Genomic DNA, 24379 nt, shown 5'->3' with positions numbered 1-24379 from the left:
GGGCAATTCGGATGAAAGAGCAGATACGAACCGTAATGGGCGGGGATGAAGGGGCCTTCTTCTCCGTGAAGACACATGCGCCTGGGCCGGCGGGCAAGCTCCCGCTGACGCCCGACCTATTGCTTCATGCGCCAAGCGGTGATCTCTTCGGGCTGACGCAAAATGTTGGCATGGGCTGGAGCCCAAACCGGCTCGGCGGGAAGCAGGTGCTGATCATGGGGACGATGGGCGGCATCCGTAACGAGGATGGCAGTCCCGCGGCGCTGGGTTATCATACCGGGCATTGGGAAATTGGGATGCTCATGAAAGCAGCCGCTGACGAGCTTACCCGTGCAGGCCACATCCCGTTTGCAGGCTATGTCAGCGATCCGTGCGACGGGCGCAGCCAAGGAACGCCGGGGATGTTTGACTCGCTGCCTTACCGTAACGATGCGGCGATCGTGGTTCGGAGGCTGGTACGCTCGCTGCCTACCCGTTCCGCCGTCATCGGGGTGGCGACCTGCGACAAGGGACTGCCGGCCATGATGCAGGCTCTGGCCGGCATGCGCGATCTCCCTGTTGTCATCGTACCCGGCGGCGTAACGCTGCCACCGACATCGGGGGAGGATGCGGGCAAGATCCAGACGATCGGCGCCCGGTATGCCCATGGAGAACTCAGCCTGGAGGAAGCGGCGGACCTCGGCTGCCGCGCATGCGCTACACCAGGCGGCGGCTGCCAATTCCTCGGAACCGCGGGAACGGCGCAGGTAGTGGCCGAGGCGCTGGGCTTGACGGTGCCCCACGCGGCGCTCGCTCCTTCCGGCCAACCCGTCTGGGAAGAGATGGCGCGCCAATCCGCACGCGCCGCGGCGGCCATGGCGGAGCAGGGCATCACGTCAGCCCATGTACTGACCGATGCCGCTATCCGGAATGCGATGGCGGTCCACGCCGCATTCGGCGGATCCACGAACCTGCTGCTCCATATCCCTGCGATCGCGCACGCCGCTGGCCTGTCGATTCCGGACGCAGGTGACTGGACCGCAATCAACCGCAGCGTTCCGCGGCTTGTCAGCGTGTTGCCGAACGGGCCGATACCTCATCCGACCGTCCGCGTGTTTCTGGCGGGCGGCGTTCCGGAAGTCATGCTGCATCTTAGGCGGCTCGGCGTCATTGACGATCGGGTACTCACCGTGACGGGATCAACACTGGGCGAGGTGCTCGATTGGTGGGAAGGCTCGGAGCGCCGCCGTCGGATGCGCAGCTATCTGCTGGAGCAGGACGGGATCGATCCGGACAGTGTCATCTACAGCCCGGAGCAAGCCAAAGAGGCAGGACTGACCTCAACGGTGACGTTCCCGACCGGCAATCTGGCGCCGGAAGGGGCGGTCATCAAATCAACGGCTATTGACCCGGCCGTCATCGACGGGAACGGCATTTTCCGACATGTCGGTCGAGCCAAAGTATTCACAACCGAGCGTTCGGCCATACGCGCCATCAAGACGGGCGGGATCGCAGCGGGCGACGTGCTCGTGCTGATCGGCCGCGGACCGTCCGGTACGGGCATGGAAGAAACTTACCAGCTAACATCCGCGCTGAAGCATCTGCCTTACGGCAAGCAGGTATCCCTGCTGACCGATGCGAGGTTCTCGGGCGTATCCACCGGGGCCTGCATCGGTCATATCGGACCGGAAGCGCTGGCCGGAGGACCAGTAGGCCGGCTGCGCACCGGAGACTGGATCGACATCCAGATCGATACGCGCCGGCTGGACGGCACCATCCATATGGTCGGATGTGGCGACACGCCGGAGACCGAGCAGGTAGGAACCCTGATCTTGGAGTCCAGACCTCAGCATCCCGAATTGGCTGAAGATCCTGCGCTGCCGGACGATACCCGGCTGTGGGCTGCACTTCAGGCTGTGAGCGGAGGCACCTGGAAGGGCTGCGTATATGATGTAGACCGGATCCTGGAAGTCCTCTCTGCCGGCATGGATGCGCTTTCCGGGAATAAGTCGGCGCCGAATGCAAATTGACGCCATACACGACTTTGGTTTCGTAGTCGGCTACCACAACGGAAGCTGCCGAGATGGGTGATGCACCCCGAAGGGTTCGCACAATGAAGCGGTATCCCGGGCCGGGTATGTCGTCTGTTGGAGGATAACCTTCAAATAGGGAATGAGGAGAATCACGCATAATGTCATTCCCTATAAATGTGTAGTGATTATTTTCATTCCAAATAAGGTAAGTTCCCGCGGGAACTTACCTTATTATTATTTATGTCGAATGGCAAGAACATAATCTCATTTAATGAGGTAAGAAGATCTCTTTCGCGACTTTTATAGCGTTCAACACTTTAGGGAATCCCGTGTAAGGGGAGCATTGTAGTAGTGCCTCAATCGCTTCTTGTCTCGTTAGACCTACACGAATTGCGGCATTGAGATGAACATGCAACTGCGGCTCGCACCCACCTTGAGCAGTTAAGGCTCCTAAAGTGACGAGTTGACGTTGTCTAGGATTCAATCCTGGGCGACTGTAGATTTCACCAAACGAAAATTCGATGATTTGTTCAGCTAACAGAGGAGCAATAGCGGCAAGTGAATCTACAACCTCTTCGCCATGTTTGCCATCGATTTCCTGAAGTTTTGCCAAGCCTCGTTCTCGCCGTTCTCCTATATTTTGTAGAAGCTCGTCCTCGATGTTTACTTCGATATTTTCTTCAGCAAAAAGTTGTTTTGCAACACCAATCGCATTTAAAGCACGAGGAAAGCCGCAAAACGGAATGCAATGGGTAGCAATTTCTATAATTTCGTTCGGCGTGATCCCAACTTTTAAGCCGAAGTTCATGTGCCATTTGAGTTGATTTGGAGTATCGCCTAATGAAATTAACACAGAGATCACGATCATTTCTCTTTGTTGATAGTTTAGTACGGGATTACTGAAAAGTTGCCCGAAAAATTCAATAATGTATCTACTGATGTGTGGGGATACGTCACTTAAACCATTAATGACTCCCTGAATACCTGCTTCATCAGTTTCTTGAAACAGTTTTTTTCCGTTTTCATATGATGAGTTCATTGCTCAGCTACCTCCAGTTGTTGGTTTTCTAATTCCCATTGACGGTAAATCTCTATTTTTTCATTGATGACTTCATCATGTTCTTGAAGTTTCTCGATCTGTTCCATTAACTTTTTCTTGTGGGTTTCCAGCAGAATTCTCCTTTCTTTGGTTGTAGCGGAACCTTGTCTTCTCAAGTCAGCGATCTGTTGCATTTGCCGAATGGTCATTCCTGTCATTCGAAGCCTTACCAAAAAACGAATCCATGCTAGATCGTTTGCAGAATATTGGCGGTGACCGTTCGAACCCCTAGCTATCGCATGAATCAGACCATTTTTCTCATAGTAACGCAAGGTGTGTACGGTGATGTCAGTAAGGTCAGAAATGGCTTGAATGCTTAAATATATTTCCATAAAGTAAGTTTACATCTTAGAGCGCGCTCTAAGTCAATAGAGGCACGATAAAACGATGCAAAGTCACTTTTTCTCCATTTTCAAAGTTGTGTGAAAACAGTTCTGCAAGGGGCGGTTTTTTATTTGGATGGGAGAAGCTAAGTGGGATAACCAAAGGGAAAGTCTGGAATACTATCCTCAAATAAAAGGAGGACTGTCTATGAAGACTTGGCAACAAAGCATTTGCTTAATGGTGCTGTCCGCGGTAATTCTGCTTGGTGGATCTGCATGCGGCAATAAAAACAACGATAATGGAGCGAATACCAGCACTAATAATGGGAACAACGGGGCAGACGATACGGGAAACACGACTAATGGCGGAAATGCGGCGTCCGATAATTCACTGAAGGTGATTAAATCAAACGGAGAAATCACGATCGGCACAGAGGGAACATATGCACCGTTTACTTTCCATGACAAAAGCGGCAAGTTGACGGGTTTCGATGTAGAAGTCGCTGAGGAAATCGCCAAACGGATTGGGGTTAAAGCTAAGTTCGTAGAAACGAAATGGGATGGTATGCTCGCCGGATTGGACGCCAAGCGCTTCGATATGGTGGCAAACGAAGTCACCATCCGAGACGACCGTAAGGCAAAGTACGATTTCTCCGAACCGTATATCCTTTCCAAAGCGGTTCTGATCGTGAAGCAGAACAATACTAACATTAAGAGTCTGGCAGACCTCAAAGGGAAGAAATCCGGACAGTCCCTTACCAGCGATCTTGGAGATATCGCAAAAGCGAACGGAGCGCAGCTCGTTGCAGTAGATGGGTTCAATCAGGCTATCGATTTGCTCACTTCTGGACGAATAGATGCGACGATCAATGACAAATTGTCATATCTAGACTTGAAAAAAGCACGTCCTGATGTGCCAATAAAGGTGGTTGCGGAGACGGACCAAGTGTCGCAAAGCGGCATGCTCTTCCGAAAAGGAAACAAAGAGCTCGTAGACGCCGTAAATAATGCAATTAAAGATATGAAGGCGGACGGCAGGTACTTGGAAATTTCCAAAACCTATTTCGGCGAGGACGTTTCGAAATAAAAGGGTGGGCTGGGCATTATGGATCAACAAACAAACCTGGATATTTTCACCGATTCATTCCTGCCCTTGCTGCAAGCAGGAATCGCATTTACTGTACCTCTCACGTTGATTTCATTCGTGCTGGGGCTTGTACTAGCGCTATTAACGGCACTCGCGGGGCTGTCGGATTTTTATCCACTGGTTTTAGTAGCCAGGTTCTACGTCTGGATTATACGCGGAACTCCGCTTTTGGTCCAATTGTTCATTATTTTCTATGGGCTTCCTAGCCTTGGCATACTAATTAACGCGTTCCCGGCTGCGGTCATTGGCTTTACGCTTAGTGTCGGTGCCTACGGATCGGAGATCATACGAGCGGCAATTGTATCCATTCCAAAAGGACAGTGGGAAGCGGCGTTCTCGCTTGGGGAAACGAGATTGCAGGCGCTACGCCGTATAATTTTGCCCCAAGCGGCGCGTGTCTCGGTTCCGCCACTGTCCAATTCGTTCATATCGCTGGTAAAGGATACGTCGCTTGCAGCAACGGTGACGGTTACTGAACTATTTCAAAAAGGGCAGCAAATCACGGCAGCTGTCTATGAGCCGCTATTGATCTACTGCGAGGTCGCGTTGATCTATTTGATTTTCTGCACGGTGCTGGCATTGTTACAGCGGCAACTGGAAATGTATTTTAATCGTTATTTTACAGCTTAACTGGATATGGTTCATTTTTAGGAGGTTAAACCCAAATGATCGAAGTCCGCGAATTAGCCAAATCATTCGGCGATACTTCTGTACTTCGCGGTATCAATTTGACGCTGGAACAGGGACAGGTGCTTGTTTTAATCGGACCGTCAGGATCTGGCAAATCAACATTGTTGCGATGTTTAAATGTGCTGGAGATTCCTACATCGGGCACAATCACAATCGGGAAGGTTCGGCTGGAGTTCCGGCCGAACTCGAAGCCACGAAAGGCAGATGTGCTTGCGATGCGCCGCCAGTCAGGCATGGTGTTTCAAGCCTATCATTTATTCCCACATTTCACTGCGCTTCAGAACGTGATGGAGGGGCAAATTACGGTACGGCGCAGACCAAAGAACGAAGCACGAACAAAGGCGTTACAATTGCTTGCGAAGGTCGGATTAGCCGACCGGATTGATGCGTACCCGCATCAACTTTCGGGTGGGCAGCAACAGCGGGTAGGCATTGCTCGGGCGATGTCAATTGACCCAGAGCTGCTTCTTTTCGACGAGCCAACGTCAGCGCTCGATCCAGAGCTCGTGCGCGAGGTATTGAAAGTTATCCGGGAATTGGCAGAAGAGGGGCGAACGATGATAATTGTTACTCACGAGATGAAGTTCGCCCGCGAAGTGGCGGACCGTATTATTCTGCTCGATGAAGGCGTCATTGTGGAAGAGGGGCTGCCAGAGCAGATTTTCAGTCAGCCCCGTGAAGCGCGTACCCGGCAGTTTCTCTCGTTGTTGATGGAAGAGAAATGAAAATGTAAGCCTGTCGGACGACAAGATCATCTATACAACGGAAGTCGCATAAACTGCGGCTTTTTTATTTTATGAGATAATGTTGTTATCAAATCATAATGACAACAACATTGTCCCATTCCCGACAGAACTGATTTACTGAATTTTTCAGTTTGTTACTTCTTTGATCCAGCTAGCGGTTGCCGCGCTGAATCTAAAGAAAGCACTACTGGAAGGACAAGCAAAGAAAAAGGACTCCAAGCGTCGGAAGCGCTCGAAGTCCAGCCGTAGAAAGTGATTTACAAAGGAGGGTTAATCCCCTCCGCCTTACGATTCATTATAGCCAAATGGAGAGTGATTTGCAAATGGACACTATAAACATGATTCTAGCCGTAAGCTAATAGAAGCAATCATGTCATTACTATTTTCAACGATGAAGACAACTGGACATCATCTTTTTTTGTTTTTCATCTTAATCGAAACTATGCAAGATCAATTGGTATTCACAAAGTGGGAGCTGACACTTTAATATCGCACGATTTATTAATCTAAAGGGCAGTTTACTGTAAATTTCAACCGGTTCAGACATTGTATCGTTTCGCCTCCCTGCCTTTAATCGGCTTCAATCCGATTTGTAGAGTAATGCTATAACAAGATGGCAGGAATGACAAGGCTCCATAAAAAATCCCCCTTAGCCATCAAGGGGGAATAACGAAGTGGTATGATTACTGTAAATACATAAGCAGAAAATAAACCAACGCTGCAGGAACGAAGCGGTAGAGTACACGAACCACTCAGTTACCTGCTGAAGTAATCCTCCAGTCCATTCGCAATTGCTTTGGCTGCTTTTCTCTGGTAGTCGGAGCCGCGGACGATGGATTCATCTTTTGCGTTGGACAAGAAGCCGAGCTCTATGAGTGCGGATACCGTATCATTTTCCCGTAAAACGTGAAGATTGCCGTATGAAATCCCATTGCTCTTCAAGCCGATGCCGTCCGCAAGCCTGTTTTCTATCGCGCGGGCCAATGGCTGATCTTTCGTATTCGAATAATAGAAGGTAAGTATGCCGGACGTATTTTTCTCCGAAGAATTATAATGGATGCTGACGAATGCGTCCGCACCGGCGGATTCGCTTATTTTGACTCTGTCGGAAAGCTGGGGCTTCTCCTCATTCTTCGTTCTTGTCATGAGGACACGCGCTCCGCGGCTGCGAAGCTCAGCCTCTAGGTAGAAGGAAGTGCTCAAATTAAGCTTTTCCTCAATCGTTTCATATGTAGTTCCTATCGTTCCGGGATCGTCTCCGCCGTGACCGGGGTCGATTACGATTACTCTCCCCTTAAGGCTCTTCGATTTTCCCGATGAAACCGCCGCCGTTTGTGTTTCGCCCTTCGCGATGTAACGATCCGATACCCAGCCGAGTAGCTTATCCGGAGTTTGGACCCGAACCCATCCTTCCCGGTTGTCTATTATCGTAACAGCCTCACCCTTTGTTAGATATCCCAGAATTTCATGGTCTAATCCGGCGCCTGCTCTGACCCGAAGCCTATCGGCCAGCACAGTCGCTCGGGCGGCTGCAGAGCTCTTCTGCATGCCGTCATCTTGAACTGTCGCCGATGCTATAACGACATTGCCATCGACTTTCTTCATATAATGTCCTGCCGCCCAACCGGAGACGCGGTCCGACTTGATGCGCAGCCAGCCATACTCTTCAGCTGAAACGGTGACAATCTCGCCATTCTTCAAACCGCCTACGATCAACGATTCACGCGACGGCTCGCTGCGGACATTCAATGAGTCGGTATATACCTTTGCCGTATAACTACCGCTTGCTTCCGCCCGGTTTGGTATATAACCGGAAATACTAATTAACCCACAGATCAAAATTGTCAGGTATACAATCTTTTTCATATAAGTCTCCTTTAATATTCTTAGGATTCATAGGTCTACTATTATACCTGAAATTACTAGATTCGTTGCGCCACCAAAGAACTAGATTTTCTAAATAGGATTACTGATCAATTGGTATACATAAAGCAGGCTATTTGCACCACGCTATGCGTAAATCGTTAATCATAATGAACATAGTCATTAGGACATGAATTAATCAATTCTAGCAGTGCTCGTTGAGAATGAATTGGCTATTTAGGCCCATTCCACAGAATTCAATAAGTCCGATAGAATAGGTTTAAATTGAGGAACAAAGGAGAAGATTACGTTTTGAATAAGAGAACCACACGCAGCAGCAAACATTCCAAAGGCAGCCTGGCATCTTTAAAACAAGCAAATATCATCATCTATCTGGCGATAGTCATCATCCTTGTTGGCATTTGCGGAGTTTTGTACGGCAAATATACGAATAAAGTTGATTCTAAACTTCCGCTAGCTGCCGGGGATGCCGAGCAAGCCAATGGGCAGAACAGAATTGGCGAGCCATCTGAATCGGATTCCGTTAATAATGGGAATGGCGGAAACGAACTTTTAGCAGATGACCCCATCCCCGCCGGAACCGTTGACAGTGAAGAGGAACAAGAGCCTTCAGAGGATTACGATGATGTGACAGAAGAACCCGCTCCTCCTGCATCCAACACACCGGTCACAGAAAGCGAAAATTCGACGAAGACGCCTAAGCCTGCACAGACAGAAAAACCTATGCAAGAAAATAAGGATTATGGCAATAAATCAACGGAAGCCCCTGCTAAAACGGTGAAGCTACCAACCACCTATGTGGTCCAAAAAGGCGATACGCTAAGATTGATATCCGAGAAGTTCTATCAATCTAAGGAGCATTATGCGCTGCTTGCAAAGCATAACCATATCTTGTTTATTAATGATATGAAAGCCGGAGATACGCTTAAGATCCCGGCCTTGTCATCAACAACCGGCTCGATAGATGGCAGCCAGCAAGGAACCAAAGACTATTCGAAAATACATTTGCCCGCTACCTATATGATCCAAGCAGGCGATACGCTGTCAGGAATTTCTAGAATGTTCTACAAATCGGCGGAATATGTGGATTATATCTCGAAAGAAAACAAGCTTGATAAAAATGTAGGCTTGAAAGCAGGCACCCACCTCATCATTCCTTCCCTGAAAAACTACAAGCCTGATGAAGAAAATGGGGCAGTAGAATCTTTACCCGATTACGAGACATCCGATCATACCGTAAAGAGTGGTGAGACGCTCTACAGCATCTCCAAAATCTATTACGGCTCCGATAAATATGTGATGTTCATCGCGGATTACAATCATATTGCAAATATTGATGATGTGAAAGCTGGCACGGTGCTGAAAATCCCAAAAGCTTAGGTCATCGAAACCTGGTAGATAAAGGATCCGCATAGCGGAGCCTCTGACGAGCAGATTGAGAAAGGAGCCATTCAGCCCCTCCAATTTGATGTAATCACGTGCGAGGGGAATTTTCTAAGTTCGTCGCTGTCTTAATGACGGATAAATTGTTATTCTGTGAGTTCTCTATCGAACTAACGGGAAACAGTTAGTTGAAACTCAATTAAAACACAGCTTCAGGGCAGGGAAGATGAATTGGGGGTCACGATTGTTCAAATTAACACGACAGCTGCCGGCACGTCATCGGTTGCTTTTTTATTGAAGTAAAAGGGCAGGATAGCGGAGAAACATTGTGACTTTTAGAACGTCTAAATAGAGATTACCAATTTCAAGGGGGTTGAAGGGGGAGAGTCACGTCGCAAAAGAATTTGCTAAAAAAAGCGACAAAGGTTTTACGCGTGATCGAGTGGGCGCTGCTGATCTTACTGATCGGTTATTCTATTTTGATCATTAACCCGTTTTCGGACATGTACCAATTTAACAAAGATATCCATAAAGCGAAACGCGAAGGTATCTATTTCGATGCAGATGCGAAATTTCAGCCGTACTTCGGCACTTCAGTTCGTTTGGACAGAGTTGTATATAACCAGAAAGAACTTCTTGTTTATATGTCAGGGAAAGCGTTCGGACCGAATTCAAAGTTACCTAACCGGATTCAAGTGAAGACAGACAAAGGAACCATCTTGCAATCCAGTGGTGGTGGAAGTTCTACGAATATTTTTAGAGCGAGAGGCATTTATGATTTCAAAGATGTCCCGGCCGATATCCAATCTATTACCGTTTATAACGAAGCCTACAGTGAATCGTTCTCGTTCCAAATCGATTTCAAGTGGGGCATGTCGACTTTCGGCGCTTATCGACATTACTACTACATCGGTCAGGTTCACGACTCTCGCGTCGCCCATGTCAATGTCATCTGGCATGACAGATACGAGCAAAATGCTTACTTGATTGACGGCGTATATCAAGTGGCCCGGGCGATCAAACGTTCTTCCGATGACGGTCAATCTCCAGTATCGAAAACTCGTATGATCGCATATGACAAAAAAGGAACGAAACTTTATGAATTGACGCCCGAGCAAGGAGAGATTAAGAAAACTAAGTAACATTTAAAAATAATTGCCGCGGGAATGTTAGATTATCCATTAACCTAACGGAGAACAATAATTCAGCCATCCAGGAGCAGTTTGCCACAACGGCAGCTGCTCTATTTTATTATGCTAAGGGCAGGATAGTTAAATGGTTTCTAGAATAATACAAGTAAGTAAAATGGCATCAGAATTAAGCGATTACTTTTGGAGGAACTAGAATGACAGTTTCTAGGTTTGATGATACAGGAGAAAGCATTTACGACTTCTTGTTTAAATACGACATCCTTATAGAATGTCCTCATTGTTTAAAAAGTGCCAAAGGTATAAGAAGAAACGAGGGGGAGTTCGGATATCTTCTCCAGTGCAAACGATGTGGTATATTAAGTCATCCCAATGTAGGTTCCTGGGGAAATGGAACTTTTATGGGGTTAAATGTTTGGTTACGAACAAATTGCTGCGGCGAATTGCTTTGGGCGTATAATAAAGAGCATTTAGGTTTGCTAGATGGTTATATTAACGCCTCATTGCGAGAAAGGATCCCAAATCAGAATCAGAGTTTGGCAAGCAGATTACCTGATTGGATTAAAAATCGGAAAAATAGAAATGAACTTGCAAAAGGAATTGCAAAGCTACAAAATAAATTAGTCAATCATGATTAACGGGAAACTATAGTTGAATTACCAAGCTGAATGAAGCTGTCGGTATACTATCGGCAGCTTTGTTTACGTTAACGGTCCATGGCTGCCGTCGTATTCGGACCATACTGTCTATTAATATAGTATGTATTGATATCCACTCATGTAAAATGGAAAGTACGTTTTTCAATTCTATTAAAAGTGCTTATCTACTAGTAATACCGCACAAACAAATCTATCAATTTTATATATACTATATTATTCCCCAATATAGGAGATGATATAGTGAAAAATAAAACATCAGCTAAGAGAGTAGTAAAGACCAGCGCGATGAAGAAAAAATTGAACACTCAGTTAAAAAAGCAAGTTCGGGTGAAAAACACCACTTCGGGTACTGTTAGAAGCACAGGTGTTCTCAAAAAAAATCCGAGTACAACATTTGCCCATACCGAAGTCATGAATCGGAGATCTTCACCGATAACCGCAACCGTTATGGTCTTTAATTGGGATACCAATTCACCAGTAAGAATTGGTAACAACACCGTTACCATACCAGCCAATTCCCTTAGATTTTTCAATACAAATCTCGCTGGTGTCAATGATCACTATGAAGTAGTTGTCATCCTTTCAGCTACTTCAAATGTTATTGTTAACCATTTCGGTGTAGCTGAAAATGTACCGCAAGATGGTAACATCGTTCTGGATCGTGACCTTATTTCAATTACGTTATAACATGTTATAAAAAAGCGCCCATAATTGGGCTCTTTTTTATTGCACAGTATTATCTATTTGTCTTTGTAAATGCCTATAAATGCATCGCGGAAATACGATAAGAACATACAGAGTACCACTGAAAGTCGCATAAATAGCGGCTTTTTCTATAGTACGATACAATAGGAAATTTATTTTCGTTCTATGCAACGAATTCTTTATCTGGTAGTATTTTCTATTATAGATAAAGGGGAGAAGAGTATGAGAAAGTCAATTTCCATCACAATCATTTTAGCTTTTCTTTTCACATTAATACTACCAGCCGCAGCATTTTCGCACTCTGGCCGTACAGACAGCAGCGGGGGACATAACTGTTCTGCAAAATCAAAAGCAAAAGGTTTGTGTTCGGGGTACCATTATCATAATGGTGGCAGTTCGAGCAGTTCCAGTGATTCCAGTTCTAGTAGTAGCTCTTCGAATAATACAGTTACAAAAGTGAAAATTATTAATAATGAGTACGCTCCGTATTCCTATTGTAAAAAGATTAGAGATGTATATCGCTCGAGTGATGAATATTTTATTTACTATGACCGTGAATGGGATTGCAATCGTTATACAGAAAGTGGATCAGTTTATACAGAACTAAATTTAAGCTTATATGTTAATGATAGATATCTAAGCCTGCTACAAAATTTCATCAGTATCAATAATTCAAGCTACATTTATATAAGAGATCTTAAGCAAGCATTCGGATATTCGTTGGGAATTGATGATTCAAACAATGTAACATTAAGTAATAAAACCAATACACTAAAGATCTATGCTGAAAGTAGAAAGATATATAATGATGGAGAGTACACTGGGTTTAACGCAGTCAAAGTGGATGGCAACTATTATCTTCCTTTACGGGCATCGATAATATGGGCAAAAGGAAAAATTCAATCAATTGACAACTACTCGGTATACATTACAAAATGATCAACCATTAAAATGAGGCTAGGCCATTATATTGCTGAAATGTTTAGGAAGCCATCCACTTAATGAAGGATGGCTTTTTTGATGTAAAATTTAAATTCCGATCGAGGAAATAGGTTGTCATCTATTTGAACAGATTCTTTGGTGAAGCGTTGGATCGGCCCGCTGCTAATAAAATTAATGGACAGAAATCTGGTGGGGAATGAGATAATTGTCATCTGTCGGGAGACAAGAACTTTATCCCATTTCCGAAATTGTCAAGAACTTGATCTCATTCCCGACAGAACATACAATGTCACTAATAAGAACGGCAGAAATGGTGGTATGAGCATGAGTCACTGCTTTGTTGGGATCAGAACCATGAAGTGACTCCTAGGCAAAATGACTAAATCTTGGATAATCTACATTGGTGGTGTATAAGTGATGGATAACTCAAATCAGAGGACAGAGATCGCTACATTTGCAGGAGGCTGTTTCTGGTGCATGGTGCAGCCGTTCGACAAACTTCCCGGGATTGATTCGGTCGTTTCCGGTTATACAGGTGGCCATACCATTAATCCGACCTACGAAGAAGTCGGTACGGAAACGACAGGTCATGTCGAAGCTGTTCAAATTACTTTTCAGCCGGAGTTGTTTCCTTATGAGCGACTCCTTGACATCTATTGGGAGCTAATTGATCCCACCGATCGTGGCGGACAATTCGGGGACCGTGGCTCATCATACCGAACTGCGATATTTGTGCATAATGAGGAACAGCGCAAGAAGGCAGAATCCTCCAAGCAAGCGTTACAGAAGAGCAAACGATTCAAGAAGCCTATTTTGACCGAGATCTTACCCGCGATGCGATTCTATCCTGCAGAGGATGAGCATCAGGATTATTACAATACGCACCGAAGATCCTACAATTTGTATCATGACGGCAGCGGACGAAAAGAGTTCTTCGAACGAAGTTGGAATACGAAGAAAGACAAGGATCAACTGCGTCAGCAGTTAACGGAACTGCAATATAACGTTACACAGAATAGGGAGACAGAACCTGCGTTTCAGAACACATATTGGAATAACGAACGTGAGGGGCTTTATGTTGATGTCATAAACGGCGATCCGTTGTTCAGCTCCAGGGACAAGTACAATGCTGGAACAGGCTGGCCGACCTTCTCAAAGCCAATCGAAGAGGGTTGGATTCGGAAAGAATCCGATCTAAGCAAAGGTCAGGTACGAACGGCGCTTTGCAGTCGAATATCCAAATCGCATTTGGGTCACTTAGTCCAAGATCGTAACCAGCCTCAATACCGCATCAATTCCGCTTCTTTACGCTTTATTCCGGTAGAACAATTGGAGACGGAAGGCTACGGCCGCTATATGCCCTTTTTTGCATAAACAACATTAAACAAGTACGCGAAACGACCATTGAAGAATAAATCGTAGTTGACTCAGGCGATGAGGGCAACGCGGTAAGGCATTCCGGTTTCTCTTAGTCAGACAATATTGGACCACATAGTGTAAAAATGAGATACCTTTCAAGAGTTCATTGAACTTTTGAAAGGTATCTCATTTTTTTTGATGAACTCGTATTAATTTTGTAAACTATTCGGCGTAAAATCTAAATATTTGGATTCTGGAAGGGGATGCTAACGATCAAGTTCTTGATCTAAAACAGCATTCACTAAACGACGAACTTCATCAGTTGATTTGGTTTCCATTAATTGAATTCTTAGTTCGTTTGCGCCTCTAAATCCACGAACATAGATTTTGAAAAAGCGAAGAAGCGGTTTAAATGAACGTGGCAAAATTTCTGTTGAATATTTATCGTGAAGATCCAACTGTAAAAGAAGTAAATGAAGATAGTCCTTCGCACTATGTTCTTTAGGTTCTTTTTCAAAAGCAAATGGATTGGTGAAGATACCGCGGCCAATCATGACACCATCAACGCCGTATTGTTCCACTAATTTCAATCCTGTTGCGCGGTCAGGAATATCTCCATTAATCGTTAATAGCGTGTTTGGAGAAATTTCATCGCGTAATTTTTTTATTTCAGGGATTAGTTCCCAGTGCGCATCTACTTTACTCATTTCTTTTTTTGTACGAAGATGAATAGAAAGATTTGCAATGTCTTGTTTCAATATATGTGTTAACCAACCGCGCCACTCATCAACCTCAGAGTAACCCAATCTTGTTTTAACACTAACTGGTAATCCACCTGCTTTGGCTGCTTGAATAATTTCTGCCGCAACTTCAGGATGTCGTATTAATCCGGCACCTTTTCCATTGGAAGCGACGTTTTGTACAGGGCATCCCATGTTTATATCGATACCACGAAAACCAAGCTTTTTCATATCAATACTCATCTGCTCAAACAATGCTGGCTTATTGCCCCAAAGATGAGCGACGATCGGTTGCTCATCTTCTGTGAACGTTAACCGACCACGAGTACTTTCTATTCCTACAGGGTTACAATAACTATCTGTACTTGTGAATTCTGTGAAAAATACGTCGGGTTTTGCAGCTGTACTAACGACGTGACGAAATACAACATCTGTGACATCTTCCATTGGAGCTAATATAAAAAATGGCTTTGGTAAATCAAGCCAAAAATTTTCGTTACTCATATAAATCTCCTTCTTTTTCAGCATTTAAAATAATTAGGCTATTGTAAAGTCCTTTACCCATCATACATAGTATCATTTTTTTTCACTAAAGCAACAAAAACGGTGAGGAGATTCTGAAGGAAAAGGGTAGAGCAAGCATTCGAAGATGCGGGAATAGAACTCGATAATTCAGCTAAGTCAGTTCAAAAGCCAACAGTAGAATCAACATTAATGGATATAAACAACTTTGTAGTAGGGGAAATATGGAATGATGGATTTGTTAACGTCGGCTATTATGCAAGCTATGGGACTGATTCAACGGGGCAGACGATAGATATTGATTTGATGCTACAACAACTCGGTAAGTCGATGGAAAAGAAACCAGAATACGATGCCTATATTCAAGTATTAGACCAAAGTATGATGATGTAACACAATAGTGGACAAAAGTTTCCGAACAAATTGATACTTTATATAAACAAGTTCAAGAAAATCCTCCGAAAGCAAGAAAATAACATCTTTACTTCAGTGAATATTCTAACTATAATTACAGTAAATATTTGGTATGTGTGACTGGCGTAAACGTGGAGACCCACGAGGGAGCACATATTGTCATATGCCGTTACGCCTGGGCAGAGGTAAGGGAGAGGTATCCCTTACCTCTGTGTGTTTTAGGAGGTAAGCATGATGGTCAAGAGAGAATGCGCTCGATCTGATTTTATAAGTCGAAATAGATGTGTGCTGGATTACCAATCAGATTCATTCAGGGAGGAAATAACATGCTATACGAGTTGCGAATCTATACGATTTACGAAGGTCGAATGGATGCCATTCAAGACAGATTTAAGGAGCATACGTTTAGAATTTTCACAAGACTGGGAATGAAGGTCGTGAATTTCTGGATAGATGCAACAGGCCAAAATAAACTATATTATGTGATGGAATTTAAGGATATGGCGCAGCGTCAAAGGCTATGGGAGCAGTTTAAGAAAGACATCGAATGGATTCAAGTAAAACGCAACTCCGAAGAAAACGGAGGGCTCATAGTCGAAAAAATTGATGAATATTTTATGAATCAAGCTGAATTTTTCAGATTGGGAAATTGAACTAAACGGGAGACTTAGTTCAATAAACAGCGGCAGTTTTGGACTTATAGAGTCCAAGGCTACCGCTGTTTCTTTTTTTAAGCAGTCTAATCGATTTATTACTCGAAGCATACGTACCGAAAGACCTTTCGCTCGTTGAAATCGATGACAGCAGTCTCGCCGCGACCTGCGAGGTTCCGCTGACTTCCGTGAAGTATCCAATGCAAATACTCGGCTAAAGAGCCGCCGAGTTTTTGTTGAATATGATTCAAACCGATAGTCCGGGAAATGAGGATTATTATACAGACCGTCATTGATAGCGCGTGCATCGACAGCGGCACCCAAGTGATAATGAAGCAGGCATAGACCAAAGCCCTATGCTACTGTCGTGTGGTTAGCAGCATCAGATCGGAGATTTTCTTTGTAAAATAAAAGGAGACCCTTCCGGTTGGATATTGTCCAGCCGGAAGGGTCCGCATTATTCTGTTTACGCTTTTACTTAGCCAGATATTCGACGAACCTTACAAAGATAGTGGCTACTTCGGCGCGGGTGGCGGTGGCTTTGGGGTCAAAGAGGTTGTCCGGCTTGCCTAATACAATGCCGATATCCCGCAGCGCCTGAACGGCCTCCAACGCCGATGAGCTGATCTTACTCTCGTCCGCGAAGGACTTAGATTGGATTTCAGGTACCTCATAGCCCTTGTACTTCATGTAGTTGTACAGTATCACCAGCATCTGCTCGCGCGTCATCGGTGAATTGGGGTCAAACCGGTCTGCGTTTATACCGTTGACTATTCCGCTTTCGGCCGCCCACTCGACTGCAGCCGTGTACCACTGCCCGTCCGTCACGTCGCTAAAGCGGGAACTCGTGTAGCCGGAGCGGTTTACGTTCTCAAGGTTGGCAAGTACCTGCACGAACATCGCGCGCGTCATTGGGGTGCCCGGTGAGAAAATCGTGGACGTCGTACCGCTGAAAAGACCGTATGTGTAGGCGAAGTTTACGTAACTGTAGAACCAGTCGTGCTTGTTGACATCTCTGAGTGGATTGCCCGACATCACGAGGAAGCCCAGCGGGGTGTCGTCATCGAATACAAGCTCCGTACCCTCATGGATGTTCAGCGACATGCCGTCGTGTAAGCCGACACTCGCGCCGCCCGATCCTACCACAATCGCGCCGCCGCTCTGTATCTTCGAGCCGCCGTGGATATCCACCTGGTTGCCGTTCGGCAGGTTCACATGCGCGTCCCCGCCGCCCACGGTGACCGTACCGTCGCTTTCTATCGTCGATCCGCCCGGAATGGTCACTGTGCTGCTGCTGCCGGGTAGTGCCGCTTCGGCGCTCTTGCCCGCCGGAATGGTCACCTTATCGTTTGAGTCTATGGTTGTGCCTTCGGGTACCTTAATCTTCGTCCCACCCTTGGTCGCAATCTCGCCGCCGCCGGGAAGGGTGGTGTTGCCGTTTTTGTCTGTGACCGCGGGCTTATCCTTAGATGTAATCACTGTGTAGTTCGGCTTCGACAATCCAGCGTTTGTCCCGGTGCCCGTATTGCCGCTGTTGCCACCAGAAGGATTGGGCACAGTGGGAGTCGTCGTCTTCGTCGGCGTAGCCGTTACACTGACCTCCGCGCCGTCGCCCTTCGCACTTACCGCAACGATCCTGAAGGTGTAGGCTTGGTCGTTTGTCAGGCCAGTGAAGGTATATTTGGTCTCCGCCGCACCCAGTGTGACTGGCGTCACGCTGCCGTACCAGACCTTGTAACCCGATATCGCGCTGCCACCGTCATCAGCCGGAGCAGTCCAGCTCAAGTTGACCTGACCGTCGCCCGCCGTTGCCTTGAAGTCGCCCGGAGCACCGGGCCCGTCCGTTTTTCTCTGCGCGAACATCCAATCAAAGACGTCGGTGTAGTCATTTTTCCAAGCCGGCAAGTTAGAGGACTGCGCCGTGGGAGCTATGCTCCAAGTCCCCATCGTTATCTGGTTGTAAAGAACCGCAGCTTCAACCTCGTGCGCTATATAATCAGGCAGGGCAGGTGTGTTGGCCGGATTCGGCCTCTGATTCGGCTGATCAAATTGATTATAGGGCCATGTAAGAGCCTCATTGCTCTCAAAGCGGGAAGCTCTCGCATTAGTCATTTTCGGCATATTGGTGTTTATGAAGGTAGCGAGGTTAGTCTGGTATATTCCAACGTTATTAGCATTGATAAACATCCAATAGGCCAGTTTGGCGTGAGCGTCGTTGGTGCTCGCGTTCGGTGATCCGTTTACCGGAGACATAGGTGCGGCGGCCGCGAAGAAGCCGGGGTATTCGTTAACTAAGCTGTTCGTATACAGACCGCCCCACGAGAAGCCCGCCGCGTAAATACGGTTAGGGTCTACTGCGCCGCTGGCAACCAGGTCGTCTATAACCTTCTTAACATTGGCTGTAGAGGGAGTAGATGTGCCATTATAGGAAATATTCAGTATATGGCTGGCGTATTTTTCTGGATTTTGTTCCATTTTTTTCATTAGAGCGACCGAGCCGTTGGCGGATTTCATGGCCGCTTTTGGGTCTGTTTCTGCGTTTGTGCCGCCGCGTGACCTGCCGTGAGTATAGACATACAGCGGCAATCGTTGCACCACTTTACCGTTTTCATCCTTGTGAAGGTAGAGCGCGCGATTGACCGAGTCGCCCGTAGGTGTTGTAAACTTGTCAAGGATCGGATTCACAACTTTGTCCTGTTCAAAAACCACGTTGCGAAGCGAACTCCCATCTGTCAGTGCGATCTTGTCGTTCTGGACGATGTTGTAAACCTGCTTTGTCGAGTTACTGTTGCCATCCAGCGTTATATTGCCGCCGCTCTCTGAATAAAACTCAAACTCAACTACGATGTATCGGCCGCTTGCCAGTCCTTCCTGATAATCCGTTGAATGGCTTACCGTCCCCAGATAGCCGCGTACCTTTGGTTCGGCGTTGGCGTATACCCTTGTGATCTTGCGCGTCCCTTCAAAGGTCACCGAGTCGCCGTTCAGGGTCGTGTTCCTAGCCGAGACGGTAAACAAGCTCGGATTAAGCTCGGAGCCTAACGCCGCCTTCCCATCGCCTAAGTCAATGATGACAGCCGTCGTGTACTCACCGCGGGCAAAGTTGTCATTCCATACGATAAAGGGAAGCTGCTTCGCGTCCGGATCGTTTTTGAATGTCACGTGAATGGTATGGTCAGCCGCAACATTTAGAAAGGTATAAGTGCCAGCAGCAGATAGAGTCACGGCCTTGCCGTCTACCGTTACGGTATCCACAATTTTGCCGTGATTGGGGGTAAACGTAAATTCTTTGCTTGAGCCCTTAGCTAGTCTCAGAACATCGCCGGGTGGGTTCGGCGTTATTGTACCGCCCGGTCCCGCCGTGGCGGTGATTGAGAATCTGGTGTCCACTTCATTGGCTGAAGAGAGCTGAAGGCTGTCTCTAAATGAAGCATCGCTGGAATAACCCGCGTCCGGAACTCCGAAAGAGGAAACGACTTCATAGCGATCACCGCCCTTATCCGTCGAGTTATTGATATAGACCTCAAAGGTAAGCTTGCCTTCCTGTAAGGTCAAGGTTCCTTTGGGTATTCTCATCTCCACGATATATCCTGTATCCGTGATCTGGGTCCACGCAGCTCTGCCAGGAGCGGACTGCCCTGAAAACACGCCCGTCGCGCTGACACGCCATTGGTTTGAGCCTCCGGATCCGTTGCCGACATAAAACTCCAGGCTGTCGTACTGGTAATCTCCGCCGGCTCCCTGATATAGATTGCTGTCCTCCACAACTACGCGGGCATACAGGTAGTCGTGGTCCCACAGGATTCTGGCTGAGCCCGTGGCATGGGGTCTGGGGTCGCCGGGCACGGTACTTTTGTTGATGAGATGCTCCATTGTCTTGGCCCACAGTGGGTCGTCTGACCCGAGCTCGGGAGTTCCGAAAATGGCGGTCGGCGTTTCATTCGACTGCAAGGTTGTAAGAGTTGTAGAACTGAGGTCGCCATCAAGTGCTTCTGCGTACTCGATGTTGTCAGTGGCGGCGGCAAAGCTGGAAGGCATTAGCGACGCCACCATTACCAAGCAACAGAGGAACGCGAGCATTCTGCCAAATCGTTTTGACATAAATGAAAATCCTCCTTATTTTTCGATCCGGTGCGCCCACGGCTTACCCGCATCGTATTCGGACACATTGTCAATTTGACAAACGCCCTACTATATGATGTTGTATATTTACCAGGTTTTCAACCTGTCAAAATATAGAATCTATGGAAACGCTTGCTCCGAGAAATCTTTAACAATAATTATGATTCAATTCAAATAAATGCTGATGTTAAAGTGGCTTATTTATCTCAGATTCAAGGCGAAATGCTAAAAGATTCTAATACAATACTAGAAGAATTCATCGATGCTGGGTTTAAAACTTATGAAGAGATTAGATCATATATTTCAAAGTATTGCTTTGAAGGTTGAAGGAGAAATTGTTAATCAAAAGATAGAATCTTTATCTGGCGGAGAAAAAATATGCTTCAATTGACTAAAATTTCTGCCAGTTAAGCAAACGTATTGCTTCTTAATGAACCGACAAGTCATTTAGACACCTATACACAAATAGCACTGGAGAAAGCCATTGAAGACTATAAAGATGCGATTCTCATGATTTCTATTCTGTGGCAACTGGTATGGATTATGTTTTAATCATTGACGATAAGACGATTCGAAAAATGAGTATACAAAAATTTAAAGAATTTATTGCAATTCAACTTGATAATAGTTAAGCACGAGTTTATTTATTAGGGGGGAAATCAAGTGAAGCCAGATTCTAAAAACTTAAGTTTTGCTGACTGTATGGGTGAAAAATTGAAGTCGGAAGTAGTAAGGCAATTATCTGAGGACTTAAAATTTTATGGAATTATTCAAAGTGAATATAGATTCGATTGGTCTGATTGTTGTATAGAAGGGCATTTAACCAAATACTTAGATGGTGCGGTAGAGAATTTCTCTAATATTATGGTTTTTAATGCTAATGACGAACTAATTGCTGATGGGTGGATGGAGTTTATACACGAAGATGATATATTTATTGCGTACTGGGAGTTTCTTGACAAATTTCAAGGTGGTCAAGACATGGTCAAGACATAGCATTAAAGAGTGAGTGTGGAATACCATTACATATTTATAATCAATTGCCTGACCAATTCAAATTGAAATATATAGACCAACTATTGTCATGACGTAAAGGTTTCAATAAAAGAAAAGTTCTATCCAAAGAAACCACTCCATACTCAGGAGTGGTTTCGTCTTTATATACTGATGTAAACGTTATGGTTAAACTTTACTTTGTGCTTAGATACATTATGGTGACCCGTACCATAGATTATAAGTCAGGTTATTACGCTATCGGGAAACTTTAGCATAATAAGACAGGGAAGCAGTCGTTTACGTTAATGATCCTTTTGTAAGGCCAGTTTTAGCATACCACCAAATTGATGAACTAGCCGTGCCCTGCTCTGGAGTCTGTTCATATCCTACAAAGAATGCCTATGGAATACACTTACCTAAGGAGCTGAGGGATATTTGAGAATTGCTCTAATCTCGACGAATACGATTCCTGTCCCGCCTAAGGATTACGGGGGCACGCAGCGTGAGGTTCATTATTTGACGGAAGAATTGGTCAAAAGGGGACACGAGGTGTTTCTGTTCGCCAAGAAAGGGTCGAGCTCGAACGCGACCCGAACGTTCGAATACGAATCAAACGATCGAAAAGAACAGCTCGACTTCATCATTAAAAACCTCCCGCCCAACGTGGACATCATACATGATCATTACGGCATCGTCGCCAAGGCGAATCCGCCGATTCCCACCATCGGCCAGTCACATTCCCAAGGAAGCGATAGCCGTATTCAGATTCCGGTCTATGTCAGCAAATTCATCCTGCGCAAATACGGGAAACGAAGAGGCTATGCCGTCCACAACGGCATTCGCATGGACGATTACACGTTCAGGACCACCAAGCAGAACTACATGCTCTTCCTGGGGAGACTGATCAAGAAAAAGGGCGTTCACCTGGCCATCAAGGTCGCAAAGGAAACGGGAAAGCAGCTCATCATCGCCGGGACGCTGAACGACAAGAAATATTACAACTCCAAAATCAAGCCGCATCTGGGCAAAAACATCCGCTATGTCGGCGTTGTCGGCGGTGACCGCAAACGCCAATTGCTCGCCAACGCCAGCTTCGTCCTGTTCACCTCGACGTGGGATGAACCTTTCGGTCTAGTCCTCGTCGAATCGATGGCGAGTGGCACGCCCGTGCTCGGCTTCCGGAAAGGCGGCGTCGCTGAGGTGCTTCGGGGCATGCCGCAGCTACTGTGCCGTACGACCTCAGACATGGCGGAGAAGGTCAAGAACCGCAAGAGACTGCCTGCGGCCCGAAAGCTCCGGCGTTATGTCAGAACACGCTACTCCGATATTATCTTGACGGACTCGGTTCTGAAGCTGTACCAAAAGGTTCTCGACAACAACTTGTACAAAATTAGGAAAAATACGTTGTGGAACCGGCGAAAGGCCAAGCTTCTAGGATTAAGATAGAGGCGTTGTTATTGATAAATCGGAAAAGCGAAACTAACGGAGAACGATAGTTCAGCAACATGAAAGCAGCCGGCATATTACGTTCGGCTGCGTTTTTTTGTTGAAGTAAAGGGCAGGATAGTTTAATCTCTTAGCGAATACTCCAGTGAGTAAAACTCGTAAATAAAGCGTTCTAAGAGATATTTGCTTTAAGGGGGAAGTTGGCTGTAAAACCCAATTATTATGATATGGGCATGTCTATTAGTATGGGAAAGCAACTTCAAGGTTTCGTTGAAGAGCAGCTAATTAATGACTTAATGCATTATCATAAATTTACAGGTGAACTACGTTTTGATTGGTCTGACAGTTGTATTGAGGGAGAAGATCTAACATATTTAGATGGTTCATTAGACAGGTTTTCAGGCATTATGATCTTTAATTCTAATAATGAGCCAGTTGCTGATGGTTGGATGGATTTTGTGTTTCTAAACGAATCTAATCAATTAATAGTTTTTTGGAAATATCTAAGCATTTTTGTTGGTGATAAAGAGATCGATGCAATAAATAGTCAAGAGTTAGAGAATCATGTCCAAGTATTAGTAGATCGAATAAAAGATAAGTGACCTGCAAAGTTCATTCAGCTAACGGGACACATTAGCTCAGTAAAGATCTACGGCAGCTCTCACATGATGAGCTGCCTTTTTCTCACCAAAGGGCAGTTTAGTCCCAATATGTGTTAGTATAATGTTGGGCTTGTCCTTGGAAGTTCGATGAGAACGAATCTAGTCACGACCGTCTTGTAGTTGAGATCTTTGGCGAATATTGGGGATTAAGGATTCATATTTATTGATTCATAATTAAGAGAGTAGGGCACATTCAAATGAAGGAAGATCAGCTTGCTATACACTCACTTATTACGAAAAACAAAGATAACAATCAACAAGTTAAACGTTTTCAAGAGATAGCTGGAACTGACAAGTTATTGATTAAAAACCGAGAAGCTGTTTCTTTCAAGATTGATAATACTATGAAAATTTATTGTTTATATATTAAAAAGGGCTTATTAGGCTGGTATGTAAGAGGGGCATACGACTTTGAGGGGCAAGATTTGATATCAGTTAGTTCCGATCCTGTTCATTATTATTTTCTAACGTTAGAAAAAAGTCTGTTGCTGCATGGGATTTACAACATCAACCATGTCCGTAATATACAAATTGACGATGAGCAACCTGAAACCTTGCATCTCGATGCGAATAAGGTCTTTTCATTCATGATTGTGAGTAAGAAGCCCGGGCCCATACAAGTGTTTGGAAAAGATGGACAGCGAATACTGGACGAAAGCATTGCCAATGATAGAATATCGAAATTCTTTTGATTAATATTGTGAATTGTCATAATCGTTAAGTAAAC

22 protein-coding genes, 1 pseudogene and 1 riboswitch are annotated in these 24379 nt (G+C 45.6%); of the genes and pseudogenes, 18 read left to right on the top strand and 5 right to left on the bottom strand.

Translation table 11 applies throughout. From position 1 onward, the window contains the following. Positions 1-11: 11 nt before the first annotated feature. On the top strand, positions 12-2009 hold the full coding sequence (locus BM200_RS05080) for a YjhG/YagF family D-xylonate dehydratase (RefSeq protein ID WP_091182042.1): 1998 nt from the start codon (positions 12-14) through the stop codon (positions 2007-2009). A gap of 271 nt (positions 2010-2280) precedes the next feature. Here BM200_RS05080 and BM200_RS30725 read toward each other — a convergent pair whose 3' ends face one another. Next, entirely contained in the window at positions 2281-3051 is a 771-nt protein-coding gene (locus BM200_RS30725) for a carboxymuconolactone decarboxylase family protein (protein ID WP_091182040.1), read from the bottom strand. After that, entirely contained in the window at positions 3048-3443 is a 396-nt protein-coding gene (locus BM200_RS05070) for a MerR family transcriptional regulator (protein ID WP_091182037.1), read from the bottom strand. The genes BM200_RS30725 and BM200_RS05070 overlap by 4 nt, the downstream gene beginning before the upstream one ends. Positions 3444-3642: 199 nt before the next feature. Here BM200_RS05070 and BM200_RS05065 point away from each other — a divergent pair, with 199 nt between their 5' ends. From BM200_RS05065 to BM200_RS05055, 3 genes are read left to right on the top strand one after another with little or no spacing between them, the layout of a single operon-like run. After that, positions 3643-4521, top strand: coding sequence for an amino acid ABC transporter substrate-binding protein (locus BM200_RS05065; protein ID WP_091182035.1), 879 nt, complete (start codon positions 3643-3645; stop codon positions 4519-4521). Between the two features lie 18 nt (positions 4522-4539). Continuing rightward, positions 4540-5211 (top strand): ABC transporter permease subunit, encoded by a 672-nt coding sequence (locus BM200_RS05060; protein WP_091182033.1) that lies wholly within the window; start codon positions 4540-4542, stop codon positions 5209-5211. Between the two features lie 35 nt (positions 5212-5246). Beyond that, a complete protein-coding gene (locus BM200_RS05055; protein ID WP_091182031.1) occupies positions 5247-5996 on the top strand; it encodes an amino acid ABC transporter ATP-binding protein in 750 nt (249 codons plus the stop codon). Between the two features lie 777 nt (positions 5997-6773). On the opposite strand, the gene BM200_RS05050 is transcribed toward BM200_RS05055, so the two are convergent. Next, on the bottom strand, positions 6774-7883 hold the full coding sequence (locus tag BM200_RS05050) for an N-acetylmuramoyl-L-alanine amidase family protein (protein WP_091182029.1): 1110 nt from the start codon (positions 7881-7883) through the stop codon (positions 6774-6776). Between the two features lie 309 nt (positions 7884-8192). On the opposite strand from BM200_RS05050, the gene BM200_RS05045 reads away from it, so the two are divergent. The 6 genes from BM200_RS05045 (at position 8193) to msrA (ending at position 14112) form a co-directional block, all read left to right on the top strand. Then, positions 8193-9281: a LysM peptidoglycan-binding domain-containing protein gene (locus tag BM200_RS05045; protein WP_091182027.1), complete on the top strand. Its 1089-nt coding sequence runs from the start codon at positions 8193-8195 to the stop codon at positions 9279-9281. Positions 9282-9718: 437 nt separating this feature from the next. Next, a complete protein-coding gene (locus BM200_RS05040) occupies positions 9719-10426 on the top strand; it encodes a hypothetical protein (protein ID WP_139230750.1) in 708 nt (235 codons plus the stop codon). Between the two features lie 203 nt (positions 10427-10629). After that, positions 10630-11070 (top strand): hypothetical protein, encoded by a 441-nt coding sequence (locus BM200_RS05035; RefSeq protein WP_091182023.1) that lies wholly within the window; start codon positions 10630-10632, stop codon positions 11068-11070. A 261-nt stretch (positions 11071-11331) separates the two neighbouring features. Beyond that, positions 11332-11778 (top strand): hypothetical protein, encoded by a 447-nt coding sequence (locus BM200_RS05030; RefSeq protein ID WP_091182020.1) that lies wholly within the window; start codon positions 11332-11334, stop codon positions 11776-11778. Positions 11779-12018: 240 nt separating this feature from the next. Further along, on the top strand, positions 12019-12735 hold the full coding sequence (locus BM200_RS05025; protein WP_091182017.1) for a YHYH domain-containing protein: 717 nt from the start codon (positions 12019-12021) through the stop codon (positions 12733-12735). Positions 12736-13155: 420 nt separating this feature from the next. Further along, positions 13156-14112 (top strand): peptide-methionine (S)-S-oxide reductase MsrA, encoded by a 957-nt coding sequence (msrA, locus tag BM200_RS05020; protein WP_091182015.1) that lies wholly within the window; start codon positions 13156-13158, stop codon positions 14110-14112. Positions 14113-14363: 251 nt separating this feature from the next. Here msrA and BM200_RS05015 read toward each other — a convergent pair whose 3' ends face one another. Next, positions 14364-15341 carry a tRNA dihydrouridine synthase gene (locus BM200_RS05015; protein WP_091182012.1) on the bottom strand — a complete coding sequence of 326 codons (978 nt, stop codon included), beginning with the start codon at positions 15339-15341 and terminating at the stop codon, positions 14364-14366. A gap of 210 nt (positions 15342-15551) precedes the next feature. Here BM200_RS05015 and BM200_RS05010 point away from each other — a divergent pair, with 210 nt between their 5' ends. From BM200_RS05010 to BM200_RS30850, 3 genes are all read left to right on the top strand, one after another. Beyond that, positions 15552-15752: a hypothetical protein gene (locus BM200_RS05010; RefSeq protein WP_091182010.1), complete on the top strand. Its 201-nt coding sequence runs from the start codon at positions 15552-15554 to the stop codon at positions 15750-15752. 127 nt (positions 15753-15879) lie between these two features. Further along, positions 15880-15961: riboswitch (ZMP/ZTP riboswitch) on the top strand. A gap of 138 nt (positions 15962-16099) precedes the next feature. Next, positions 16100-16426: an NIPSNAP family protein gene (locus BM200_RS05005; protein WP_091182007.1), complete on the top strand. Its 327-nt coding sequence runs from the start codon at positions 16100-16102 to the stop codon at positions 16424-16426. Positions 16427-16491: 65 nt separating this feature from the next. Then, complete coding sequence (locus BM200_RS30850; protein ID WP_483869914.1) at positions 16492-16644, top strand: substrate-binding domain-containing protein; 153 nt, start codon at positions 16492-16494, stop codon at positions 16642-16644. Between the two features lie 256 nt (positions 16645-16900). Here BM200_RS30850 and BM200_RS05000 read toward each other — a convergent pair whose 3' ends face one another. Further along, positions 16901-20527 (bottom strand): S-layer homology domain-containing protein, encoded by a 3627-nt coding sequence (locus tag BM200_RS05000; RefSeq protein WP_091182005.1) that lies wholly within the window; start codon positions 20525-20527, stop codon positions 16901-16903. A 153-nt stretch (positions 20528-20680) separates the two neighbouring features. Here BM200_RS05000 and BM200_RS30305 point away from each other — a divergent pair. From BM200_RS30305 to BM200_RS04975, 5 genes and pseudogenes are all read left to right on the top strand, one after another. Beyond that, positions 20681-21156, top strand: a pseudogene (locus BM200_RS30305) (ATP-binding cassette domain-containing protein); the annotation flags it as partial. Positions 21157-21211: 55 nt separating this feature from the next. Continuing rightward, positions 21212-21544: a hypothetical protein gene (locus BM200_RS04990; RefSeq protein ID WP_091182003.1), complete on the top strand. Its 333-nt coding sequence runs from the start codon at positions 21212-21214 to the stop codon at positions 21542-21544. A gap of 435 nt (positions 21545-21979) precedes the next feature. Next, complete coding sequence (locus BM200_RS04985) at positions 21980-22990, top strand: glycosyltransferase (RefSeq protein WP_091182000.1); 1011 nt, start codon at positions 21980-21982, stop codon at positions 22988-22990. Between the two features lie 200 nt (positions 22991-23190). Then, positions 23191-23592: a hypothetical protein gene (locus tag BM200_RS04980; RefSeq protein WP_139230749.1), complete on the top strand. Its 402-nt coding sequence runs from the start codon at positions 23191-23193 to the stop codon at positions 23590-23592. 257 nt (positions 23593-23849) lie between these two features. Continuing rightward, positions 23850-24344 carry a hypothetical protein gene (locus tag BM200_RS04975; protein WP_091181996.1) on the top strand — a complete coding sequence of 165 codons (495 nt, stop codon included), beginning with the start codon at positions 23850-23852 and terminating at the stop codon, positions 24342-24344. Positions 24345-24379: the final 35 nt, after the last annotated feature.

The organism is Paenibacillus catalpae, assembly GCF_900112695.1.
In the GTDB taxonomy this organism is placed as follows: domain Bacteria; phylum Bacillota; class Bacilli; order Paenibacillales; family Paenibacillaceae; genus Pristimantibacillus; species Pristimantibacillus catalpae.
This window is presented reverse-complemented; position numbering and strand designations above follow the sequence as displayed.